The sequence below is a fragment of the Thermoproteus thermophilus genome, from assembly GCF_055392855.1.
In genome coordinates this window covers 1,228,965-1,249,592 of the sequence record NZ_AP042466.1, presented here as the reverse complement: position 1 = coordinate 1,249,592, position 20,628 = coordinate 1,228,965, and the positions used below count along the sequence as shown (strand labels likewise).

Here is a 20,628-nt window from a genome sequence, read left to right as displayed (position 1 = left end):
CTACGCGGTCTGCGCCGCGGTCGAGACGGGCTTGGCCGGGGCCGCGGGCTTCGCCGCCGGCTTTGCCGCGGGCTTCGGCTGCGGCAAATACGGCGTGAGGTCCACCTTAACGGGCTTGACCTCGGGGCCCGGCTTGCCCAATATCTTGTTCCCGACCATGAAGAACGCCCGTATGACCGCCTCGGGCGTCGGCGGGCAGCCAGGTATATACGCGTCGACGGGGACCACGGTGTCCACTTGCACTATGTGATAGGAGTTCCAGAAGAGGCCTCCGCGGATGGCGCAAGCGCCCATGGCCAAGACGAATTTGGGCTCGGGCATCTGTTCGTAGACCCACTTGAGCACCTTGGCCATCTTCTTGGTTATAGTCCCCTCGACTAATATCACGTTGGTCTGGCGCATTGTGTTGAAGGGCAGTACGCCCCACCGCTCGGCGTCGAAGACGGGGGCCGAGGTGTGGGCCACCTCCACGCCGCAACAACTGGTCACTAGGTGGACGGGCCACATAGACCACTTGATGCCCCAACGGATCACTCTGTCGAGCTTCATCTGCTTCAACACGTATTCCTTAAGGGCCTGAGCGACGGGCACGGCTCATCTCCCTCTCTTCTATAAATACATTGTCCTCCTTATCTATACAACTTTTTTAAAATAATTTTTTATTTTTATAATTATAATCTCAAAAAAGATAATATTTACTTTTAATGTATTATATATTAATATTATTTTAATAATGACCTAGTATGCTTAAACATGATTTAGCATTATTTGTTAATTCACGAATATCCTATACGCCATGTCGTCGGACAAGGCTTTGGCGTCGCCCTTCGAGCACTTGGATATGCTTAAGCTTACGTGGACTCATATAAAGATATGGTATTTATCGGGGGCCGGCTTCTTCACAGACGCCTACGATCTCTTCATAATCGGCGCCGTCCTCACCGTGTTGACCAGTTACGCCGTGCCCGGGTTCGAGGAACTACACGGCCCCCATGCGGAGTTCTGGGAAGGACTTCTCGGCTCAGCGGCGCTTTGGGCCACGATAGCGGGCCAACTGCTCTTCGGCTTTCTCGGCGATAGGCTCGGCAGGAAGTACCTCTACGGCGTAGAGGCCATTATACTCATCCTCGGCGCCGTGTTCAGCGCCGTTGCGCCCAACTTGTTCTGGCTGGTCGTAGCGAGGACTTTCTTGGGCTTCGGAATAGGCGGCGATTACCCCATATCGGCTACTATAATGTCGGAGTACTCGAACGTCAAGGATAGAGGGAAGTTGATCGCCTTGGTCTTCGCGAATCAAGGCCTCGGGATTTTGGCCTCCGTCGGTGTCGCGCTGCTCAGCGTCATGTCGTTGCCGCCCGATGTGGCTTGGCGCGTCATGCTCGGCGTAGGCGCCGTGCCGGCCGCCTCCGTGGTGTACTTGAGGAGGAAGATCCCCGAGACCCCCCGCTTCGCCTTGCTCGTAAAAGGCGATGTCGACGAGGCGAGGAGGGCCATGAGGCTATTCGGCGCTGACGTAAACGTGTTGGTTAAATCGCGGAACCTCACGGCACGGGAGTTCTTCTCCGAGAACTGGAAACTGCTCGTCGGGACCGCCGTGCCTTGGTTCCTCATGGACATAGCACTCTACGGAACCGGCGTGTACTCGAGCATTGTGACCGCCTCGATAATAGGCCCGGCCAAGTCCACGTTACAAGCGATCTTCTACCAGAGCTTGCCGTTCCTGGCGGGCTTCCCGGGCTATTTCGTCGCGGCCCTCTTGTTGGACAAGTTGGGCAGAAAGCCCATCCAGACGATGGGGTTCGCCGCCATGGCCGCCATCTACTTAGCCGTTTCGTTTATGTTGGCGCAAATCGGCGGGTCGGTCGAGCTGTCGATGCCCGCCGCCGCGGCTCTGGCCGTGTACTCGCTCAGCTTCTTCTTCATAAACTTCGGCCCCAACACCACGACCTTCGTCATACCAGCCGAGGTCTACCCAACCCGTTATAGGGCTACGGGACACGGCATATCGGCCGCGGCCGGCAAGCTGGGCGCAGCTGTATCCACGTTGTTATTCCCGTCCTTGGTACACGTAATAGGGATCCCGTCCCTCCTCCAGCTGCTCGCCGTTGTGAGCATGGCTGGAATCCCGGTGACGCTCTTGGCGTTGCCGGAGCCCAAGGCCGTGAGCTTGGAGCTTGTGAGCGGCGAGCATAAACACCTCATCGTCGCCGGTCCTCCTTAACGCGGTGCGTTCTCCTCTCCCATAGTACTGCCAAGGCCACTAGCGCGGTCGGCACGAAGACGTCGACCATGGGGCTGAAGTCGGAGACGTAAAAGCTGAACAAGGTGCTATTGCCCAAGGCGTACACCACGACGAAGCCCGCCCAAATAGACCAGGGAAACGCCGAAGCCGTCAAGAGCTTCTCGTCCTTCACGACGGCGACGAGCGCCGTCAATAAAACCCAGAGTATCATCACGGCCACGTTCACTCTGGCGTATAGATCCTCGCCTAGGTAGAACGGATGTATGTTAAGAAACCAACCCCAAGGCGTGGATATTTGGCTCTCGGCGTTGCCCGCTATGTGGCCCGACGTGATGTCCCAGTTGATCATGTGCAAGAAGCTGTCCTTGAACCAGACGATGGGCCCCAAATATGCCATCAACGGCAAGGACAACACTACGTAGACTGCTACTGGTATAGCTATGCCGTATAGAAGCCTCTTGAGCGGCCTCTCCTCTATCTCGCCTACGTAGTAGAGGTACGGCAACGCTAAAAAGAACGTCGACTCCTTAGTGGCGAAGGCGAGGCCTAGCGCGATCGAGGAGGACAACAACCGGCCCGACATCAGTAGATACAACGCCAACAACGAGAAGAAGCCCGCGTACGCGTCTAACATGGCTATCCCGTGGAGCGCCCAGAAGTTGGGATCGACAGCCAAGACTATCGCCGACAAAACGCCGGCGAGGGCCGCCGCGTCCTCGCCCCTGTCCTTCAACAACTCGCGCCCTGTCAGATAGGCCAACACGACGGCTAGCCCTCCGATTATCCAGCCCGGGACCCGCCAAGCGAGAGGGTAATAGCCAAGCGCGATTATGGAAAGCGCTATCAAGTACTTGGCTAAAGGCGGATGCTCCAAGTTCAGGTAAGCCTCTATGCCGCTCGCGTTGGGATAGGCGTACTCCATCGTCGCGTTGTACCTGAAGACGTACTTCAAGATGTTGTAGGCGGCTGGGGCGTACCACGTCTCGTCCGATATGTAACCCTTAAGGCTGGAGAAGTACGTGTAAGTATAGTATACGTAGACGGCGGCAATCACAACGGCTATTATTAGACCCACGAGGGACCAACGCATAGGAGTTGGGATAATCGGATAATTAAATTCCAACGGCTTATGGGGAAAAGTTTGCACGCTCAGCCGATGTTTAAATAACATCACATAACCGTTCTTGTGTTATCTCTAAAAATCAATAGGAGGGATCTAGTGAAGCTCGGCGCCACTATCGGCCTTGTGTCCGCGTTGGGCGGGCCCATGGCGAAGTTAGTGCTATCGCAGACCCCACAGCGGATCGACGCAGCGCAAGAAGGAGTGGTTCCTATATTCTGCGGCGCTTGCGGCTCTAAATGCGGCCTATACTTCGTCAGAAAGGGCGATCTGGCGTATATACTGCCCAATCCCGACCACCCACAGCCCGGCATGTGCGCGCGCCCCGCCTCGGCGATACAGCTCTGGAACCACCCGCTTAGGTTGAGGAAGCCACTTAAGAGGGTCGGCAACAGGGGCGAGGGCAAGTTCCAAGAAGTGGATTGGGATACGGCATTGAACGAGGCCGCTGCTAAGCTGAAGGAAATCGCCGACAAGTACGGGCCTCAAGCCATAGCGTTCACGAGACACGACCACTTGAGTTGGCACCTCCCGCTGATAGCCTCGTTGATAGGAACGCCGAACGTCGTGGGCCACGAGGGGACTTGCCACGACGCCTCGACGGCGGCTAGGCAAGCGGTCTTGGGCGCGGGTGGCCCGCCCGCCGTTGATCCTGATTACGCCAACTTGAACTACTTGATCTTAGCCGGGCGCAACCTCGACGCTACGATGGGCTCGGTCAGAGCTTTGGCCAAGGCGAGACAAGCCGGCGCTAAAATAGTAGTAGTCGACCCCAGAGCTCCCAACATAGCCTTCTCGTCCGTGGAATGGGTGCCGATATTGCCCGGCACAGACGCGGCGTTCTTCTTGTCGATGATCTACGTGATAATAAACGAGGGCCTTTACGACGCGGCATTCCTGAAGAAGTACACGAACGCGCCTATGTTGATAAAATCGGACGGAAAGCCGTTGACCCAAAGCGATTTGGGACAACAAGGCTCCGCGTATCTCGTCCTCGACGCGGCGGATAACAAAGTCAAGCCGTTGGGATCCGCCGTCGATCCCGCCCTCGACTACGAGGGCGCAGTGGAGACGCCGACGGGCCCCGTGGCCGTCAAGACGGCGTTTAGGCTACTGGCCGAAAGGGCCGCGAAGTATCCCCCGGAGAAGGCGGCCGAGATCACGGGAGTGCCCGCGGACACTATAACGCGCATAGCGAGGGAGTTCGCGATAAGGCGCGGGGTCGTGGAGGACGGTTGGTACTCCGCTAGGAACGGCAACGACTTCGACGCGTATAGGGCTATGCTCATACTAAACGCCTTGGTCGGCAACATAGACAAACGCGGAGGCCTCTGCTTCCAGGAATCCGCTAAATTCCCCAACTCTTGTACAATAGGCGCCGAGAGGATAGACACGATATTTGGGGTCTCCTTGCCGCCATTGAAGGCCAAGAGGATCGACTTAATGAAATACCCGCTAGCCGTGAGCGCGTTCGACGCGGTTCTGGATGCGGTGTTGACGGGCCAACCATATCCCATAAAGGCGTTAATAATTGTGGGGACGACGCTCTTCCACAGAGACGTCAACACCCAGAAGTTGAAGGAGGCGTTGCAGAAGCTCGACTTGGTCATAACAATCGATATATTGCCCCAAGACCACGTAGATTGGTCGGATTACGTCTTCCCCGACTTGATGTTCTTGGAGAGGAACGAGATATCGTCGGCGCCTTGGACCCTCGACGCGGCCGTGGTCTACTCGAACAAGGTATTGGATCCGCCGCCTGGCGTAGATGCGCGCCACGCCTTGTGGGTGCTCCTCGAATTGGTCAGGAGGGCTTGGCCGGACAAGGCGGCGTTGATAGGCTATACCGATAAATACGCCGATTATAGCCAATTCGAGCAATACGAGGAGCTCCTCTTCGACAAAATACTGGATTATTTATCCAAGACTTGGAACATTTCGAAGGAGGAGCTTGAGACGGCCCTCAAGACTAAGGGCTACTACGTCTTGAAGAAGAAGGCCTACGAGACGAGGCCGTATAAGTCGAAGTTGTCCACGCCGACAGGGCTGGTGGAGATATATTCCCTGACCGCTCTGAAGTACGGGCTGGACCCGCTCCCCGACTGGACGCCGCCGCCTGCGTACAGCAAGCCGAGCGCGCCCAACGAGTTCTATTTGATAACGGGCAAGGACCAGAACATCTCGGGGCATTTCGTGTTCACCTACAACTCCAAATACCTCACGGAGAGGTGCGTCTGGATGAACCCCATGGATGCGGAGAGGCTGGGCGTGAAGGACGGCGACATGATAACGCTCGAGGGCGTCGACAACGGGTTCGCCGTAAGGGCTTGCGTCAAGGTCACCAACAGGGTAAGGCCCGGCGTGTTGTTCTCCTACGCCTTCGCCGGCGGCCACACCTCTGCGTTAATAGATGGAGAGTACGACTTCCTCCGCTCCGGCGTGAACCCGCAGTGGTTCACGAAGGGCTACGTGGCGCCCGTGATCGGCGTAGCCGCGACGAACTCAGTCGTGAGGGTTAGGCTATGACGCGGCTGGCCTTCCTCTGGGACCAGTCTAGGTGCATCTCGTGCGGGGCGTGCATAGCCGCGTGCAACGCGGCGAACTACAATTCGTCGACTGCGCCGAATATATCGTGGAACTGGATCAGGAGCAATATAAGGAGGATCGAGCTGGCCGACGCGAGAAGGCCTATGTTGCTCCTCGTCCAGTGCCAACACTGCGAGAACCCGCCGTGCGTCACCGTGTGTCCCACAGGGGCTTCGTATAAAGACTCTAATGGATTAGTTAAGATAAATTACGATTTATGTATAGGCTGTAGGTACTGTATGGTGGCATGTCCCTACGACGCTCGTTGGTTCAACGAACGCATGTGGGCGCCCGTCAAGTGCATGGGCGATGAATGCCAGTCGAGGATAGCCAAAGGCGAGGCCCCGGTCTGCGTCGCCGTGTGTCCAGCAAGCGCTAGAGATTTCGGCGATTTGGACGATCCGAACTCGTCTATATCTAGGCGACTTGCCGAATCTAGATACGCGAAGTTGCTGGAATACATGGGCACTGGGCCTAAGTACTTCGTGGTGGTGGGGCCATGAAGCAGCTCGCCCTAGCAGGTCTGGCAATAGCGTTGTTGATCGCGGGGGCCGCGGCGGTGTGGGTAGGCTATACGGGAAGATCCGCGGAGGAGATATGGTGGGGCCTTTTGGTGCCCGGCTACGTCTTCTTCGCCTTGATGGCCACGGGCTCCAGCATAGTGAATTCGATATACACAGTTTTCGGCTACAAGGGGCCCAATAACGAATACGAGAAGATCATAAAACTCGGCGTATGGTTCTCGCTCATAACGATAGTGCCGGCGTGGGTAATGATATTGTCGGATCTCAGGAGCCCGCTCTCGGCAGTTAATATGTTCATACACACACAAGGAGGCCTCTCCTTGTTCTTCCAGTACCGCTCCGGCATAACTTGGATGGCCACCTTGTACATGTTATTCGCCTTGACCTTATTAATAGAACTTATCTACTTTATTAGAAGCGAGGTTAGCGAGAAACTGAGGGCCATGAAATCTGCGGAGCTCGCTATAGCGCTCGCCGTGTTGGTCGTGACCGTGATACTCCACAGCAATCTGGGCCAAGTGTTCGGCAACGTGGCGGCGGTGCCTGCTTGGTATGGCCCCCACATGGCGCTCTACTTCATAGCGAGCGCCATAGCCATAGGGGCGGCGGGCCAAGCCTTGTTCATATCGGCCTTTGCCGGAGGCCTCGGCGTTAGGGAGTTCGTGGCGAGGTATTACAGCCGCATCCTCATGATAGGCCTCCCCGTGCTCGCCTTCATTAAGGGCTGGATGGTAATAAGCGCTTGGTATAACCCGGCCTCTTGGGAGGCCTACAAGCTCATGACCTCGTCGCCTAATTTCTATATATTCGAAATAGGCTTATTGCTGGCGGTCCCGTTTGTTGTATCCGTGTTCGCCTACTATAAGAGGAGCTTGCCGTTGGCCCTATTAGCGGCGGCGCTCGTCGTGGTGGCGGGCTTCGTCGATAAATACGACTTGATCATAGAACCGCAGATGGCCCACATATCCTACAGCCTTGCGGGCTGGTCCGGCGTTGGCTCAATACATTACGTCCCGACGGCGTCGCAGATAGAGATAGCGGCGGGCTCAGTCCTAGCGTACGTCGGCTTGTTGATCCTAGGCGTGGTGCTCCTGCCGCTCAAGCCCGGCGAGAGGCCGAGGACGCTCTATATATTTAAATAAATTAAAATTTCTTAATTTTAATAAATTTTTCTTTTTATACATTAATCGAGGACAAGTACTGGCGGATCGCGCCTGGCGACTTGTCGACGAAACGATACGCTGGCTTAGAGGGGATCGGGCGCATCGAGCTGGCGCCTGTAGCGGCGTGCGCCCAAGCCCTCGATCGGACATCTGATATGTCAGAGGCGCGCTAGGGATTTATAGTCGAGCCTCCTTGTCAAGTGTTCGACCTCCTAAAGTCCGAGAGGATTAAAGGCGCTTCCTGGTACCTCAAAGAGGCGTTGAGGATACTCGCTGAGTCGAAAACTCCAGAGGTCGCCGTAAGGGAGCTGAGAACCTTAAGGCCGGGCATGGCCCCGCTCGATCTAATAGCGCTCGTCGTCGATGAGGCCGTCAAACGCGGCGTTGAGCTGAGGCGTGTCGTCGAGGGGCTTTTGGCCTATTCGGAGCGCGCGCAAGCTGGTCTGAGGTCCTCCATATCGGGACTAAGCCTCGAATGCCCGGCGGATTTCGTCACGATTAGCTTCTCCCGCGCCGTTAGCGACTTCGTCGCCGTCAAGAGGGGTTGCATAAGGCGCTTGTATTTACTAGAGTCGAGGCCTGGCGACGAGGCAGCGGCCGCCGCTGAGGAGTACGGGAAACACGTGGAGGTGACGCCTATTCCCGACTCGGCGATCGGCGCTATCGACTTCGACTACGCCGTCGTGGGCCTCGACGGGCTCTACGCCGATGGGCGCGCTTATAATAAAATAGGAACTTTGCCGTTGTTGGCAGTTTCTAGGATTATCGGAGCTACCTCGATAGCGGTCTTCGAGAGTTACAAGACGGCCCCTCTCGCCGGCCCAGAGCCGTATAGAGTGGAGGCGGAGGTCTTGGGTAGAAGAGTCGTCGTGTCCCTCTTCGACGTATTCGACTCGTCCTTGATAGACCTAGCCGTCACCGATTTAGGCGTCTTCGAGAGGCCGAGCGGGGATCTCGCGAGAAGAGCTTGGTCTATCATAAAGGTTGCTCTCGGGCTCGACGTTTCGTAACGTTGAGGACGGAGTCTAGCACAACGGCATCTGCCCGACGACGTAGCCCCGTAGCTCTCGCCGGCCGCGCAATAGTTATACGGCCGAGCGCAGATCTCCTAGTGGTCGCCGTCAGGGCTAAATACGTGTTGTGGGGAGTTGACCTAGAAGTAGTGGAGGACGGCGTCGTGGAGATAGACGACGAGGGCGAGATCGTCGGCGTGGGGAAATACACGGGCCAAATATCGATAAACTTGGGCAACGCTGTGTTGATGCCGCAGCTGGTCGACGCCCATATCCATCCCCTAGACGTCGTCATGGCCGACAAGGACGATTACTATATAGACGACCTCGTGGGGTGGCCCCACGGCGTTAAGTACCACGTCTTGAGGAAGCTCGTCGCCAAGGGGAAACACGTGAAGCCCCTCGAGGCGCTCGCCAGAAGGGCTAGGAGGTACGGGATCGGCTGCGTCTTGGCCTACGCAGAGTACGCAGCGGCCGACGTCGCCGAGGCCTTCGAGCGGCGCGGCGTTAAGGCCGTGGTGTTCCAAGAAGCCCACGGCGATTATCCCGACTACCCCAACGTACAAGTGGCCTCCCCCCTCGACCATCCGCCCGAGTACTTGAGGGCCTTGAGGGGCAGATACAAGCTGGTGTCCACCCACGTCTCGGAGACCCAGGATTGCCACGAGGAGGGCGATCTGGAGCTCGCATTGAAGGAACTGAACGCCGATGTGTTGGTGCACTTGGTCTACGCAACGCCCGAGGAGATATCCCAAATACCCGAGGACAAGGCCGTGGTGATAAACCCTAGGGCCAACGCGTATTTCGTGGGGAAGCTGCCCGACGTGCCGTCTCTGCTGGAGCTCAAGCCCCTCATAGGCACCGACAACGCCTTCGTGAACGAGCCCGACGTATGGGCGGAGCTGAAGTTCCTACACGCCTTCTCGCGGCTGGCCAAGTGGGCGATAGACGAGAGGACTCTGCTCAAGATGGCCACTACTTGGCCTTGGGAGAAGCTGGGCTGCGGATCCCCCATAGACGTAGGCCTCAAGGCGAAGGCCTTGGCGGTATCGCTTCCGTATCCGACCCACGACGTGTATAAATTCCTCGCGAGGAGAGCCGGCGGACAAGACGTGGGCGCCTTCATAGAGGGAAGCGAAATAGTCTTCAGCTGGGAGATTTAATTACCCCCCTCCGTACGGCCGTGTACGCCTACCTAGTCGCCTACGACGGCGTTTTGTTCTACGGCTTCACCGGCCACGAGAGGTCCGTGGAGCCTGTCTTGGCCAAGGCGTTGGGCCCTATCCTGGGCCGCGGCTCCCGGACAGACCCAGGCGTCTCTGCGGTGGCCAACGTAGTAGTCGCCGAGGGGCTGAAGCCCTTGGGCCTAATAAACTCGCGGCTCCCCGAGGGCGTCTGGGTCTGGGGCTACGCCGAGGTGGACGAGGGCTTCAACCCGAGGCGCGCTAGGGAGAGGATATACGCGTATTTCGCACCGCGTAGGGGGGAGGACATAGACGCGGTGAAAGAGGCGGCTCGGCTGTTCGTGGGCACGCACGACTACAAGAATTTCGCCAAGGGGGTTAAAAGCGCCGTGACCACCATCACCTCCATAGACGTGCAAGATAGAGGGACGCACGTAGAGATAATCTTCAAGGGCAGGGGCTTCAAGAACAAAATGCTCAGGAAAATAGCGTGGGCGCTCTTGGCTGTGGGCCGCGGCGTCTTGTCCCTAGAAGACGTGGCGGATTTGTTGTCGGGAAGGGGGAGGGGGCCCGTGCCGAGCGCGCCGGCAGAGGGCCTCGTGTTGCTCTGGATAGACTACGGCATAAATTTCTCCGTGGACCGTCCAGCGTTGTCAAAAATATATAAATATTTCCTAAATAGGTATAAAATGTATCTTTCTTTAAGCATGGCATATGTAAGAATTACTGAAGAGGTCTTGAAATGGCTGTAGTTGCTGTAGGATAGCTTTTAAATAACTAACGCGTATAACGCCATGGAGCCCTACTGCAACTTCGACGCCGCCGTGGAGAACGTGAGGGAGTTGCTCTACGACGTGTTGTCGGATTACTACTGGGATATGCCGAAGCGCGAGCTGGAGACCGTCGTGGACATAGCGCTGAGGGATTTCCTCCACTACTTGGCGTATAGATCGGGGGTATACCTAGCCCAGCGCTTCAAGGAGGACAAGGCGCGTTTAAGGCTCTGCGCGTATATAATGGAGCGTTGGCCCAAGGTAAGCGAATTAGCCTCGGAGTGGATCGTGATGTGGTCAGCTAAGTGGAGGCAGAGGGTGAGGCTGGTCTTCACCGACGACGAGTTCAAGAAGGCCGCGATGGGGGAGGAGGGCTTCAAGCCCAACAAGAGCTTAGACGAGTTCCTCTCGAGGATAGACCGCTTGAGCCTCCAGCTCTTCACAGTATCCCAGCTCATAAGGGCTGGGGAGCTGGCCGGCCTAGACCAAATAGCTGATTACATAATAAGGGAGGAGGCCAGCGCTTTGCTCGACAGATACGGATTAGAGAAGGCGTTAGAGAAGTACAAAGATGGCGCGTTGGCCGAAAGGATAGTCAAGAGGATAAAGGGGCTCGGCAAGGTCTCGGAGCCCCTTTTGATTATAAGAGTAGACTTGACTAAGTCTTGGTGATCAGCCCACCGAGACGGCGGTCTCGTACGAGACGTAGGCCGGCTCCCGGGGCTCGACCTCCCTCACTACCACCTTGACCCACCCGTTGTTAGTGTAGAGGAAGCCCGCGAAGCTGGCGAAGACGGGAACGCGAGCGGAGGCCACAGCCGACATGACGGCCCTAAGCTCACTCGCCGATATCGGCGCCTCGGCCTGGAGGACTATCCTCACTCTAGATGCCTCGTAGATCCTCTCTATCCTCTTTAGGAGAACGGCCCTGGCTCTCCCCCCTAGCGCCATGTAGACGTCCGCGGTGACCAACACGCCGGATTTCATCGACCGATCCACTTCCGCTATCCTGGCGCTGGTGGCCCCATCGGGGCTCTCTATCTTGACCGCGTCGCCGACCTTCAGCCCAAGCGCTTGCGCCACGTCGTTGGAGACGACTGCCCTGAAGCCCAGCTCCTCCAAATAGCCGCGGAGCCTCACGAGGGCATGCACGCCGTGCTTTACTCATGTATATATAAGCTTAATTCGTTTGAGGAACGATTAAGTTTTTATTCCGAGGGTACTATCGTGGTCTCAGTCGTTCTTGAGAAATTGACTAAGCGATACCGAGACGTCTACGCGGTGAAGGACGTCGATTTGGAGGTCAAGGACGGCGAGATATTCGCCGTGTTGGGGCCCTCCGGTTGCGGCAAGACTACGTTGCTCCGACTGGTCGCGGGCTTGGAGGAGCCCACGTACGGCAAGATATATTTCGACGGAAGGGAGGTCACCAATTTGCCGACCCAGGCGAGGAACACGGCGTTGGTCCCCCAGACGTGGGCCCTATGGCCTCATATGACCGTTTTCGAGAACGTGGCGTACGGCCTAAAGCTCAGGAAAATTCCTAAGCGGGAGATCGAGGCGCGCGTGAGGCGCATCTTGGAGCTCATGGGCTTGTCGGGACTGGAGAGGAGGAAGCCGTATGAGCTCTCCGGAGGACAACAACAAAGAGTAGCGCTCGCCAGGGCGCTCGTGGTGGAGCCCGCCGTGCTCCTCCTCGACGAGCCCTTGGCCAACCTCGACGCCAAGTTGAGAGTAGAACTGAGGGGCGAGGTGAGGAGGATAGCGAGGGACCTCTCCATAACCACGATATACGTCACGCACGACCAAGAGGAGGCCTTCGCCGTGGCGGACAGAATAGCCGTCATGAACGCAGGGACTATTAGACAAGTAGGAGCGCCCGAGGAGATCTACAAAAGGCCCGCCGACTTGTTCGTGGCCACGTTCATAGGCAAATCCGAGGCCTTGCGCGGCGTAGTCGTGGACAAGACTGATAAATTCGTCGTCGTCGACGTGGGCTTCGCAGTCAAGGCGGAGGCCGTGCAACAACTGGAAGTGGGGGATCAAGCCGTAGTCGTGGTGCGTCGGGAATCCGTATCTATAGTACAAGACGGAGGCGTGGCGTGTGAAGTGGTGGACGTCAGGTTCCTCGGTGACGTCTACCACGTAGACCTCGACTGCGGGGGAGTCCGCCTATCGGCCGAATCGCGGAGGCGGCTGACGCCGGGGGCGCGCGTGGGGGTGTCCTTGAACGAGGCGCTCGCCTATAGGCCATGAGGCAGAGGTTCTTGACCTTATCGACGGCGCTGGGTTTCGCGTACTTATTGGCGTTCTTGGTGGCGCCTCTGGCTTATATTTTCTACTACATAGCGACAGAGCTCACAGTCGTTGCGCCCCTCTTGAACAGCCCCTACTATATTGATTTGTCGAGCGACGCGTTCAAGGATATCGTGCACTTGGATGAGATAAACGGCGTTTATAGGCTAGTGATAAGAGGGCCCGATATGGGCGTCATAGCCAACAGCCTATGGGTCGGCTTAACTGTGGCGTTTATCGACACGCTCTTGGGCCTCGCGCTCGCCTACGTCTTGGCTAAATACGACTTCAAGGGGAGGGCTCTGTTGGGGACCTTGGCGACGTTGCCGTTGATAATAATACCGTTTGTCACGGCTTACGTAATACGCATTTTCTTGAACCCGTTGTGGGGGACTTTGAACTGGGCCCTATCGGCTATAGGCGTGCCGTTGAGGGTCGAGATCGCTGGGCTTGCCGCCGTGGCCCTCGCCCAGATCTTCATGTACCTCCCGATAGCGTACCTCAACATCTACACGGCCATAAGCAAGGTGGACCCCGTCTTGGAGGAGATGGCCAACAACCTAGGCGCTAGCGAATCGAGGGCGGCCAGGGACATAGTATTACGTCTCGCCGCGCCGGGCATCGCGGCCGCGTTCACCCTCGTCTTCATAATGTCCATAGACGACATAGCGGCGCCTATAATATTCCAGGATTACCCGGAGGCCCGCAAGCTGATGTCCTATCAAGTCTACGAGTACTTCATAAGCTCTACGAGCGGCCAGATAAGCCCGGCAGCGGCCCTCCTAGCGCTCATACTCCTCACGATATCCCTCGCGGCGTTTCTCGCCGTTAGGAAGTACGTGAGCTTGAAGCAATACGCCATGTTGATAAGGCAGTTAAGGCCTAAGTCCTACAAGCCGGGCGTCCTCGGCTATCTCCTAGTGGCGATAGCACTGGTGTCTGTCGTCGTTGCGGCGATGCCGCTGATGGGGGCGTTGTTGTTGGTCTTCGTCACTAGGTGGGCCAGCTCGCCTTTACCCTCCGGCCTTTCGCTGGACGCCGGCTTGGACAGATTGGGCGTAGTGCTCACGAACCCGTACTACGTAAGGGGCATAGAGAACACCGTCTTCTACTCGACCTCGGCCACAGCCGTGGTCGTAGTTATAGGCATCCTCATATCCATCGCCGCCGCCAGGTCCCGCGGCCGCCTCGCGGGAGCTCTCGACGCGTTGGCCACGGCCCCCATAGCGATACCGGGCCTCGTAGTGGCCTACTCATACTTCTTGACGTTGTTATCCCTATCGAGTTGGCTCTCCTCCTGTTGTCCTTGGCTGGCGCAGATAGTGAACCCCAACGTCGACCCGGCGGCCGCGATAATTATAGGGTATTCTGTGAGGAAACTGCCCTTTGCCGTGAGGAGCATATACGCAGGGCTTCAACAAATACATACGTCGGCAGAGGAGGTCTCCTTGAACCTAGGCGCTAGTTATCTCAGAACCGTGAGGAGCGTGGTGGTGCCCATGGTTAGGAACAACATAATCAGCGGGGCGCTCATAGCGTTCGTCTATATGACGAGCGAGGTCTCCCTAGGCGTCACTCTTGGCTCGCTCAAGGGCCTCGGGTACGACCACGCGATGCCCATCACGGCCGTCATGAGCGTTGATATCCAGAGCGTCAATGGGCTCTTCTACGCGGCCGCCCTCGGCCTTATACTCGCGCTTATACAGATAGCGGCTATATTGCTAGTTACGAAGGTGCTTAAAACTAAATACGGGTTCATAGTCTAGGCCTCGACCTCGCTTAAGCATAATACTTAAAAATACAGATAAGCGTTTTCTTATGGCGACGAAAACCTTGTATATAGTAGTTGCAGTAATTATAATCATCGTAGCTGCCCTTGCGATATATTACACGTCCAAGGCGCCGCCGGCGGCCACTACGACGCAGACAACTCAGACCTCGGCGACCCAGACGACCAGCACGCAAGGGCCTACTGTTGCCGTGCAACAATGCCCTCAGCTCGTCATATTGACCCGCCACCCGACCGCGATACTCAACGTCACTAGGACCCTCTTCTTGAACAGCGATGTGGCGAAGAAATACGGGATAAAGGACTTGGTCTTCAAGAACCCGCCCGCATCCCAGTGGGAGGCCCTTATTAAACAAGGCGGCATCGACGTGGCTTGGGGCGGGGGGCCTACCACGTTCAACACGTTGTATCAAGACGGCTTCTTGTTGCCGCTACAAGGCGATGAGGTCAAGGCCGCCTTGGCTCAAATCCCCGATAGTATAGCAGGAATGCCGCTTAAGCTCAAGGGCCCCGACGGGCAGGTCTACTGGGTGGCTTGGGCTATATCGAGCTTCGGCATAACCGTCAACCTCGACTTCTTGAACAAGACCGGCCTCCCGATCCCTCGCGATTGGTCCGACTTGGCGTCCTTCACCTTCGGCAAAGCCCTCCTGCAAGGCTACCCGGCCACCTCGATAGGCGACATCTCCAGGTCCACTAGCTCCTTGAGGATGGCCGAGATCATCCTCCAGGCGTACGGCTGGGATAACGGGTGGCGGATCATAACATTAACTGCGGCTAACGGCAAGGTCTGGAGCACCAGCGAAGACGCCAGAGATGCCATAATCAGAGGCGATGCAGGCGCCGGCTGGACCATAGACTTCTACGGCTACATAGCGCAGTTGCAGAACCCCCACACTAGGTATATAATACCCCCCAACACGACGGTCAACGGCGATCCCATAGCGGTGGTCAACAGCACTAGGTGTAGACAAGCGGCGGAGGCTTTCGTGGCTTGGGTGATAACGGACGGCCAGAGGATGGTCTTCGACCCCAGCATAAATAGATTGCCGGCCAACCCCAACGCCTTCAACACGCCAGAGGGCCAGAGGAGGCCCGACCTCAAGGCAGTGTACCAACAGCTACTCAACATGAAGGCGATTAACTTCAACGATAGCTTGGCTATGAGCTACGAGCAGTCCATAACCTATTACTTCGTGGCGACTATAGTACAAGAACAAGGCGATCTGCAGAACGCTTGGAAGGCGATCCTTCAGGCGTACTACAGCGGCAAAATCGACAAGGCTACGGCGGAGAGGCTAGCCGCGCAGCTCGGGGCGCCTCTGAAGTTCACAGTCAACGGCACTACTCTGGAGTTCACGCAACAATACGCGCAGAGCATAAACGATCGCATAAAGAACGACCCGGCGTTCAGAGACCAGATGATAGCCATATGGCGCGATGCCGCCCGCCAGAAGTATTTACAAATATTAAAACAAGTTTCTGGGTAAGCCTCCTTTTTTCCCTATTAATACTTAAAAAGATAAAAGAAGAACGCAATAATGCGAACGTCGACGATTATCGCAATAGCCGTAATAGTCGTGGTGATTATCGGCGTCGTGGCATATCTGGCAATGTCGGGCGGCGGGAGAACTGCCCCGAGCGCCACAACGCCCACTCCCACCACATCGGCGCCCTCGCCTACATCGACTGCGCCGCAGGTCTCTACATCGACAGGGGGCGGGCCGACGCTTACAATAGGAGTCACCGACAAGGTCACGCAACTGGACCCGGCCATGGCCTACGACTTCTTCACGTGGGAGATCTTCTACAACACAATGTCCGGCCTCGTCATGTATAAGCCGGGCTCCACGGAGCTCATGCCGGCGTTAGCAACGAGCTGGGAGGTCAAAGACAACGGGACGGTCTGGATATTCCACTTGAGACGCGACGCGAAGTTCTGCGACGGCACGCCGGTAACGGCGCAAAACGTAGTTTGGTCCATACAGAGAGTTATGAAGATAAACGGAGATCCCGCATGGCTCGTTACGTATTTCGTCAAGAACGTGACCGCGCTCGACAACTACACTGTCGAGTTCGTCTTGAAGAGGCCTGTCGCGTACTTCCTAGCGCTTCTCGCAACGCCGCCTTATTTCCCCGTGAGCCCTAAGTACAACCCCAACCAAGTGGATCCGGATCAAACAGCCGGCGGCGCCGGGCCCTACTGCATATCGAAGTTCGTTAGGGATCAAACCATAGTACTTACGGCAAATCCCTACTGGTACGGCCCCCAGCCGTATTACAAGACCGTGGTCATAAGATTCTATAGCGACTCCTCCGCGTTAAGGCTCGCGCTCCAAAGCGGCGAAATAGACGTGGCTTGGCGTACTTTAAGCCCGCCCGATCTACAAGCGCTTAAGGCCAGCGGCAAGTTCAACGTCGTGGAGGTGCCCAGCTTGTTCATACGCTACTTAGTGATAAACACGAAGATGATAAACAACACATTAGTCAGACAAGCGATAGCGGCGGCTGTATGTAGATCCCAGATAGTAAACGTGGTGTTCAACGGGACGATGTCGCCGTTGTACACCATGATACCTTCAGGCATGTGGGGCGCCGTGCCAGTGTTCCAACAAATCTACGGCGATTGCAACACGAGCTTGGCGCAACAACTGCTACAAAAAGCCGGCTATTCGCCCAATAACAAACTGGTGATAGATCTGTGGTATACGCCGTCGCATTACGGTAGCACTGAGCAAGACGTGGCGGCCTTGCTTAAGCAACAACTCGAGGCCACGGGCATGATATCCGTGAATATCAGATCGGCAGAGTGGAGCACCTATACCGACTATGCCAGAAAGGGCGTTATGGAGGTCTACTTGCTCGGGTGGTATCCCGACTACCTAGACCCCGACGACTACACAGTGCCGTTCTTCAGAAGCGGCGCCAACACGTGGTTGGGCAACGGCTATTCCAACCCGACTGTCGATAGGCTACTCGACGAGGCGTCCGTCTTGGTGAACCAGACTGCCAGGGCGCAGATATACGCGCAAGTCCAGAGAATTGTAGCCGAAGACGTCCCGATTGTGCCGTTGTTCCAAGGCAAATTATACATAGTTACAAAGCCAGGCATAAAAGTGACCGTGGATCCCACGATGGTGTTGAGGTATTGGCTTATATCGGGTTCAACCTAGTTTTTTCCTCAACCCGAACCTCTCGGCTAAAGCGTCTCCTAGTAGCGAGAAGCCCAAGGCGGTCAACACTATCATGAAGCCGGGCGTTAAGAGCCACCAAGCTCCGTTGAGTATATAGGACTTAGCCGCCGATAGGTCCGCGCCCCAATCCGGCGTTGGCGGCACGACGGTGAAGCCGAAGAACGCAAGAGCGGCCTCCGTCAATATGGCATCGGCTAAGTTTATAGTGGCGACCACAGCTATTGTTAATACCAACGTCGGCAACACGTGCCTCAACACTATGTGGGAAGTCGGCGCCCCGAGAGCTCGCGCCGCCTCTACGTATTGATAAGTCTTGACCACTTGGGTCTCATTGCGGGCTAGCCTGTAATAGGTGGGTATGTAGACGAACCCTATAGCCAAGGCGGCATTTAAGGGGCTTGGGCCCAACACGGCGGCAATGGCCATGGCCATCAACAAGCCGGGGAACGCGTAGAGGCTGTCCATCACCATCGTCGAGGCTCTGTCCAGCCACCCGCCCATGTACCCCGAGACCATGCCCAACAGAACTCCTATCACAGAGGATATCAAGGTCGCGAGTAGGGCCACGCCGAGCGGGACCCTTCCGCCGTACATGAGCCTCGCCAAGACGTCCCTCCCCAAGTAGTCCGTGCCGAGCGGATGCGCCGGGCTGGGCGGCAACAGAGGCTTGTCTGTGGACTTAGTCGGGCTGAGCCTTATTAACAGAGGCAACACCAGCGTGAGCGCCACGACGAGGGCCAATACGGCTGCTCCGAAATAGAGCTTCAACGCCATACGCCCCTCCTGAGCCTAGGATCCACCGCTACGTTTATCAAATCCACGGCTATGTTTATGAAGACGACCATGAGCACGTAGAACACGACTATTCCTTGCACAGTGGGGTAGTCGAGGTATTGAATTCGCTCGAGCAACAAGGTTCCGAGCCCAGGCCAAGAGAAGGTAGTCTCGGTGAGGACTGCGCCTTGTAGCAACAAAGCCAGCTGGAGCCCCATCATCGTGATCGTCGGCACCAACGCAGCTCTGTACGCCCTGAGCAACACCCTCCAGCGCGATAGACCGGCCGCTCTATATGTAGTTATAAAGTCCTCCTCCAAGGTCTTCACCAAGTTGTTCCTGATAAATCTCGTGAACAGACCAGATATGACGACGCCTAACGTTATGGAGGGCAACGCGAGGTGCTTCAAGGCGCTTATGAGGGAGGGCCAATCGCCGGTTATCAACGCGTCCAACACGTAGAGCCCGGTTATATGCGGGGGCTCGAGGCCCGGCGTAATTCTGCCCCCGACTGGCAACCACTTGAGGTATACGCCGAACACTAGCTGTAGCGCGAGCCCGAAGAATGGTATGAACAAAATATAGGCGATTATGGCGTATAAGCGCACCGCCTCGTCGACGCTCCGCCTGAAATAGGCCGCTAGGAAGGCCAAGACATGGCCTATGAGTATGCTGACTATGAACGACGATATGGCCAACTCGACCGTGGCTGGGAATCTGTCCATGATGTCGGCTATGACCGGCCTATTGTCTATGAAGCTCCTCCCCAGATCGCCCGTGAACACGCCCTTCAAATAATCGAGGTATTGGACGTACAAGGGCTTGTTGAGGCCAGCTTGTTCCATGAGCTGTTGTACGTACTCGGGCGGGGCTTTTTGGCCCACTATGGCCTCTATGGGGTTGCCCGGTATTATCCTGAGTATTATGAAGACCACGGTCAACAAGATCAACATAGTCGGCACAGCGAGCGCTAACCTCAACAAGATATACCTCAAGGGGCTCATGTCCTCAACAACCAACAAGCAGCTTTATGGCCGGGACCGACGTCGACCATGGGGGGCTCCTCGCGGGAGCACGCTTGCATCGCGTATCTACAACGGGGATGGAAACGACAGCCCGGAGGCGGGTTTATCAAGCTGGGGACCCTCCCCGGTATGAAGCCGAGCGCCTTGTCTTGCCTCAGAGTAGGCGTCGACTCGAGCAACGCCTTGGTGTATGGGTGCCTCGGCGCGGTCAACACGACGTCGAGAGGCCCTATCTCCACGAGCTTGCCGGCGTACATCACGGCGATTCTATCAGCTATCTCCGAGGCGAGCGCCAAGTCGTGGGTTATTAGAATCATCGATACGTCGCCTCTTAAATTCTTCAAAAGCGATATTATGTTGGCTTGAGTTATTACGTCTAGAGCCGAGGTAGGCTCGTCGAGGATGACCACCAAGGGGCGCAATATCAGCGCGAGGGCTATCATGACCCTCTGCTTCATGCCGCCGGAGAGCTCAAAGGGGTACATGTCCAACACAGCGGTTGGGAGGCCCACCGACTTCACGGCCTCAGCGGCCATGGCTAGGCCGGTCTTCTTGTCCACGGGCTTGTGCTCCTTCACTATTCTGTATATAAAATCGCCTATAGTCGAGACTGGGTCTATGGCGTTCATCGAGGCTTGAAACACCATCGATACGCGCTTCCACCTCACCTCGCGTCTCAGCGACTCCTCGTCCATGGACGTCACGTCCAGCTCCACGTCGCCGTCGTGGAGCACTACCTTTCCGTCGTAGAGCACTACGTTCTCGGGCAGAAGCCGCATAATGGCGTAGCCCAAGGAGGACTTGCCGCTGCCTGACTCCCCCACCACGGCCAAGACCTCGCCTTTCTCGAGCTCGAAGGACACGCCGTCCACGGCTTTGACCACGCCGTTGCTCACGCCGTAGTAAAGCCTCAGCCTCTCGACGGTTAAGACTGGCGGCATAGCCC

The 20,628-nt window shown here is 56.6% G+C and carries 18 protein-coding genes; 12 read left to right on the top strand and 6 right to left on the bottom strand.

All coding sequences use genetic code 11. The annotated features are described in order from the left end of the window. On the bottom strand, positions 1-591 hold the full coding sequence (locus ACZ5PA_RS07330) for an NADH-quinone oxidoreductase subunit B (RefSeq protein ID WP_464929692.1): 591 nt from the start codon (positions 589-591) through the stop codon (positions 1-3). A gap of 205 nt (positions 592-796) precedes the next feature. On the opposite strand from ACZ5PA_RS07330, the gene ACZ5PA_RS07325 reads away from it, so the two are divergent. Beyond that, entirely contained in the window at positions 797-2,221 is a 1,425-nt protein-coding gene (locus ACZ5PA_RS07325; RefSeq protein WP_464929691.1) for an MFS transporter, read from the top strand. Here ACZ5PA_RS07325 and ACZ5PA_RS07320 read toward each other — a convergent pair. After that, complete coding sequence (locus tag ACZ5PA_RS07320) at positions 2,199-3,332, bottom strand: glycosyltransferase family 39 protein (RefSeq protein ID WP_464929690.1); 1,134 nt, start codon at positions 3,330-3,332, stop codon at positions 2,199-2,201. The two genes, ACZ5PA_RS07325 and ACZ5PA_RS07320, sit on opposite strands and share 23 nt — an antisense overlap. Positions 3,333-3,428: 96 nt before the next feature. On the opposite strand from ACZ5PA_RS07320, the gene ACZ5PA_RS07315 reads away from it, so the two are divergent. The 7 genes from ACZ5PA_RS07315 (at position 3,429) to ACZ5PA_RS07285 (ending at position 11,277) form a co-directional block, all read left to right on the top strand. Further along, positions 3,429-5,888: a molybdopterin-dependent oxidoreductase gene (locus ACZ5PA_RS07315; protein ID WP_464929689.1), complete on the top strand. Its 2,460-nt coding sequence runs from the start codon at positions 3,429-3,431 to the stop codon at positions 5,886-5,888. Then, entirely contained in the window at positions 5,885-6,451 is a 567-nt protein-coding gene (locus tag ACZ5PA_RS07310) for a 4Fe-4S dicluster domain-containing protein (protein WP_464929688.1), read from the top strand. Before ACZ5PA_RS07315 ends, ACZ5PA_RS07310 begins: the two co-directional genes overlap by 4 nt. Then, on the top strand, positions 6,448-7,614 hold the full coding sequence (gene nrfD, locus ACZ5PA_RS07305; RefSeq protein ID WP_464929687.1) for an NrfD/PsrC family molybdoenzyme membrane anchor subunit: 1,167 nt from the start codon (positions 6,448-6,450) through the stop codon (positions 7,612-7,614). The genes ACZ5PA_RS07310 and nrfD overlap by 4 nt, the downstream gene beginning before the upstream one ends. 221 nt (positions 7,615-7,835) lie before the next feature. Beyond that, complete coding sequence (locus ACZ5PA_RS07300; protein WP_464929686.1) at positions 7,836-8,645, top strand: eIF2B alpha/beta/delta subunit family protein; 810 nt, start codon at positions 7,836-7,838, stop codon at positions 8,643-8,645. 101 nt (positions 8,646-8,746) lie between these two features. Next, positions 8,747-9,811: an amidohydrolase family protein gene (locus ACZ5PA_RS07295; protein WP_464929685.1), complete on the top strand. Its 1,065-nt coding sequence runs from the start codon at positions 8,747-8,749 to the stop codon at positions 9,809-9,811. A gap of 20 nt (positions 9,812-9,831) precedes the next feature. Next, positions 9,832-10,584, top strand: coding sequence for a tRNA pseudouridine(38-40) synthase TruA (locus ACZ5PA_RS07290; protein WP_464929684.1), 753 nt, complete (start codon positions 9,832-9,834; stop codon positions 10,582-10,584). A 42-nt stretch (positions 10,585-10,626) separates the two neighbouring features. After that, positions 10,627-11,277: a hypothetical protein gene (locus tag ACZ5PA_RS07285; RefSeq protein WP_464929683.1), complete on the top strand. Its 651-nt coding sequence runs from the start codon at positions 10,627-10,629 to the stop codon at positions 11,275-11,277. On the opposite strand, the gene ACZ5PA_RS07280 is transcribed toward ACZ5PA_RS07285, so the two are convergent. Further along, on the bottom strand, positions 11,278-11,757 hold the full coding sequence (locus ACZ5PA_RS07280) for a molybdopterin-binding protein (protein WP_464929682.1): 480 nt from the start codon (positions 11,755-11,757) through the stop codon (positions 11,278-11,280). Positions 11,758-11,832: 75 nt separating this feature from the next. Between ACZ5PA_RS07280 and ACZ5PA_RS07275 the strand changes: the two genes are divergently transcribed. From ACZ5PA_RS07275 to ACZ5PA_RS07260, 4 genes are read left to right on the top strand one after another with little or no spacing between them, the layout of a single operon-like run. Beyond that, a complete protein-coding gene (locus ACZ5PA_RS07275) occupies positions 11,833-12,861 on the top strand; it encodes an ABC transporter ATP-binding protein (protein WP_464929681.1) in 1,029 nt (342 codons plus the stop codon). Beyond that, positions 12,858-14,666, top strand: coding sequence for an ABC transporter permease (locus ACZ5PA_RS07270; protein WP_464929680.1), 1,809 nt, complete (start codon positions 12,858-12,860; stop codon positions 14,664-14,666). The genes ACZ5PA_RS07275 and ACZ5PA_RS07270 overlap by 4 nt, the downstream gene beginning before the upstream one ends. Positions 14,667-14,718: 52 nt before the next feature. Then, positions 14,719-16,179, top strand: coding sequence for an ABC transporter substrate-binding protein (locus tag ACZ5PA_RS07265; RefSeq protein ID WP_464929679.1), 1,461 nt, complete (start codon positions 14,719-14,721; stop codon positions 16,177-16,179). A gap of 51 nt (positions 16,180-16,230) precedes the next feature. Next, positions 16,231-17,862, top strand: a complete 1,632-nt coding sequence (locus tag ACZ5PA_RS07260; protein ID WP_464929678.1) for an ABC transporter substrate-binding protein — start codon at positions 16,231-16,233, stop codon at positions 17,860-17,862. On the opposite strand, the gene ACZ5PA_RS07255 is transcribed toward ACZ5PA_RS07260, so the two are convergent. From ACZ5PA_RS07255 to ACZ5PA_RS07245, 3 genes are read right to left on the bottom strand one after another with little or no spacing between them, the layout of a single operon-like run. After that, positions 17,854-18,657, bottom strand: a complete 804-nt coding sequence (locus tag ACZ5PA_RS07255; protein WP_464929677.1) for an ABC transporter permease — start codon at positions 18,655-18,657, stop codon at positions 17,854-17,856. The two genes, ACZ5PA_RS07260 and ACZ5PA_RS07255, sit on opposite strands and share 9 nt — an antisense overlap. After that, positions 18,648-19,661, bottom strand: a complete 1,014-nt coding sequence (locus ACZ5PA_RS07250) for an ABC transporter permease (protein WP_464929676.1) — start codon at positions 19,659-19,661, stop codon at positions 18,648-18,650. The genes ACZ5PA_RS07255 and ACZ5PA_RS07250 overlap by 10 nt, the downstream gene beginning before the upstream one ends. Then, positions 19,658-20,623 carry an ABC transporter ATP-binding protein gene (locus ACZ5PA_RS07245; protein ID WP_464929675.1) on the bottom strand — a complete coding sequence of 322 codons (966 nt, stop codon included), beginning with the start codon at positions 20,621-20,623 and terminating at the stop codon, positions 19,658-19,660. Before ACZ5PA_RS07245 ends, ACZ5PA_RS07250 begins: the two co-directional genes overlap by 4 nt. Positions 20,624-20,628: the final 5 nt, after the last annotated feature.

What these genes read in the sequence shown, in the direction of transcription:
- ACZ5PA_RS07325 (WP_464929691.1), top strand. Translation starts at nt 797, where the DNA reads ATGTCGTCGGACAAGGCTTTGGCGTCGCCCTTCGAGCACTTGGATATG.
- ACZ5PA_RS07320 (WP_464929690.1), bottom strand. Translation starts at nt 3,332, where the DNA reads ATGCGTTGGTCCCTCGTGGGTCTAATAATAGCCGTTGTGATTGCCGCC.
- ACZ5PA_RS07310 (WP_464929688.1), top strand. Translation starts at nt 5,885, where the DNA reads ATGACGCGGCTGGCCTTCCTCTGGGACCAGTCTAGGTGCATCTCGTGC.
- nrfD (WP_464929687.1), top strand. Translation starts at nt 6,448, where the DNA reads ATGAAGCAGCTCGCCCTAGCAGGTCTGGCAATAGCGTTGTTGATCGCG.
- ACZ5PA_RS07285 (WP_464929683.1), top strand. Translation starts at nt 10,627, where the DNA reads ATGGAGCCCTACTGCAACTTCGACGCCGCCGTGGAGAACGTGAGGGAG.
- ACZ5PA_RS07270 (WP_464929680.1), top strand. Translation starts at nt 12,858, where the DNA reads ATGAGGCAGAGGTTCTTGACCTTATCGACGGCGCTGGGTTTCGCGTAC.
- ACZ5PA_RS07265 (WP_464929679.1), top strand. Translation starts at nt 14,719, where the DNA reads ATGGCGACGAAAACCTTGTATATAGTAGTTGCAGTAATTATAATCATC.
- ACZ5PA_RS07260 (WP_464929678.1), top strand. Translation starts at nt 16,231, where the DNA reads ATGCGAACGTCGACGATTATCGCAATAGCCGTAATAGTCGTGGTGATT.
- ACZ5PA_RS07255 (WP_464929677.1), bottom strand. Translation starts at nt 18,657, where the DNA reads ATGGCGTTGAAGCTCTATTTCGGAGCAGCCGTATTGGCCCTCGTCGTG.
- ACZ5PA_RS07250 (WP_464929676.1), bottom strand. Translation starts at nt 19,661, where the DNA reads ATGAGCCCCTTGAGGTATATCTTGTTGAGGTTAGCGCTCGCTGTGCCG.
- ACZ5PA_RS07245 (WP_464929675.1), bottom strand. Translation starts at nt 20,623, where the DNA reads ATGCCGCCAGTCTTAACCGTCGAGAGGCTGAGGCTTTACTACGGCGTG.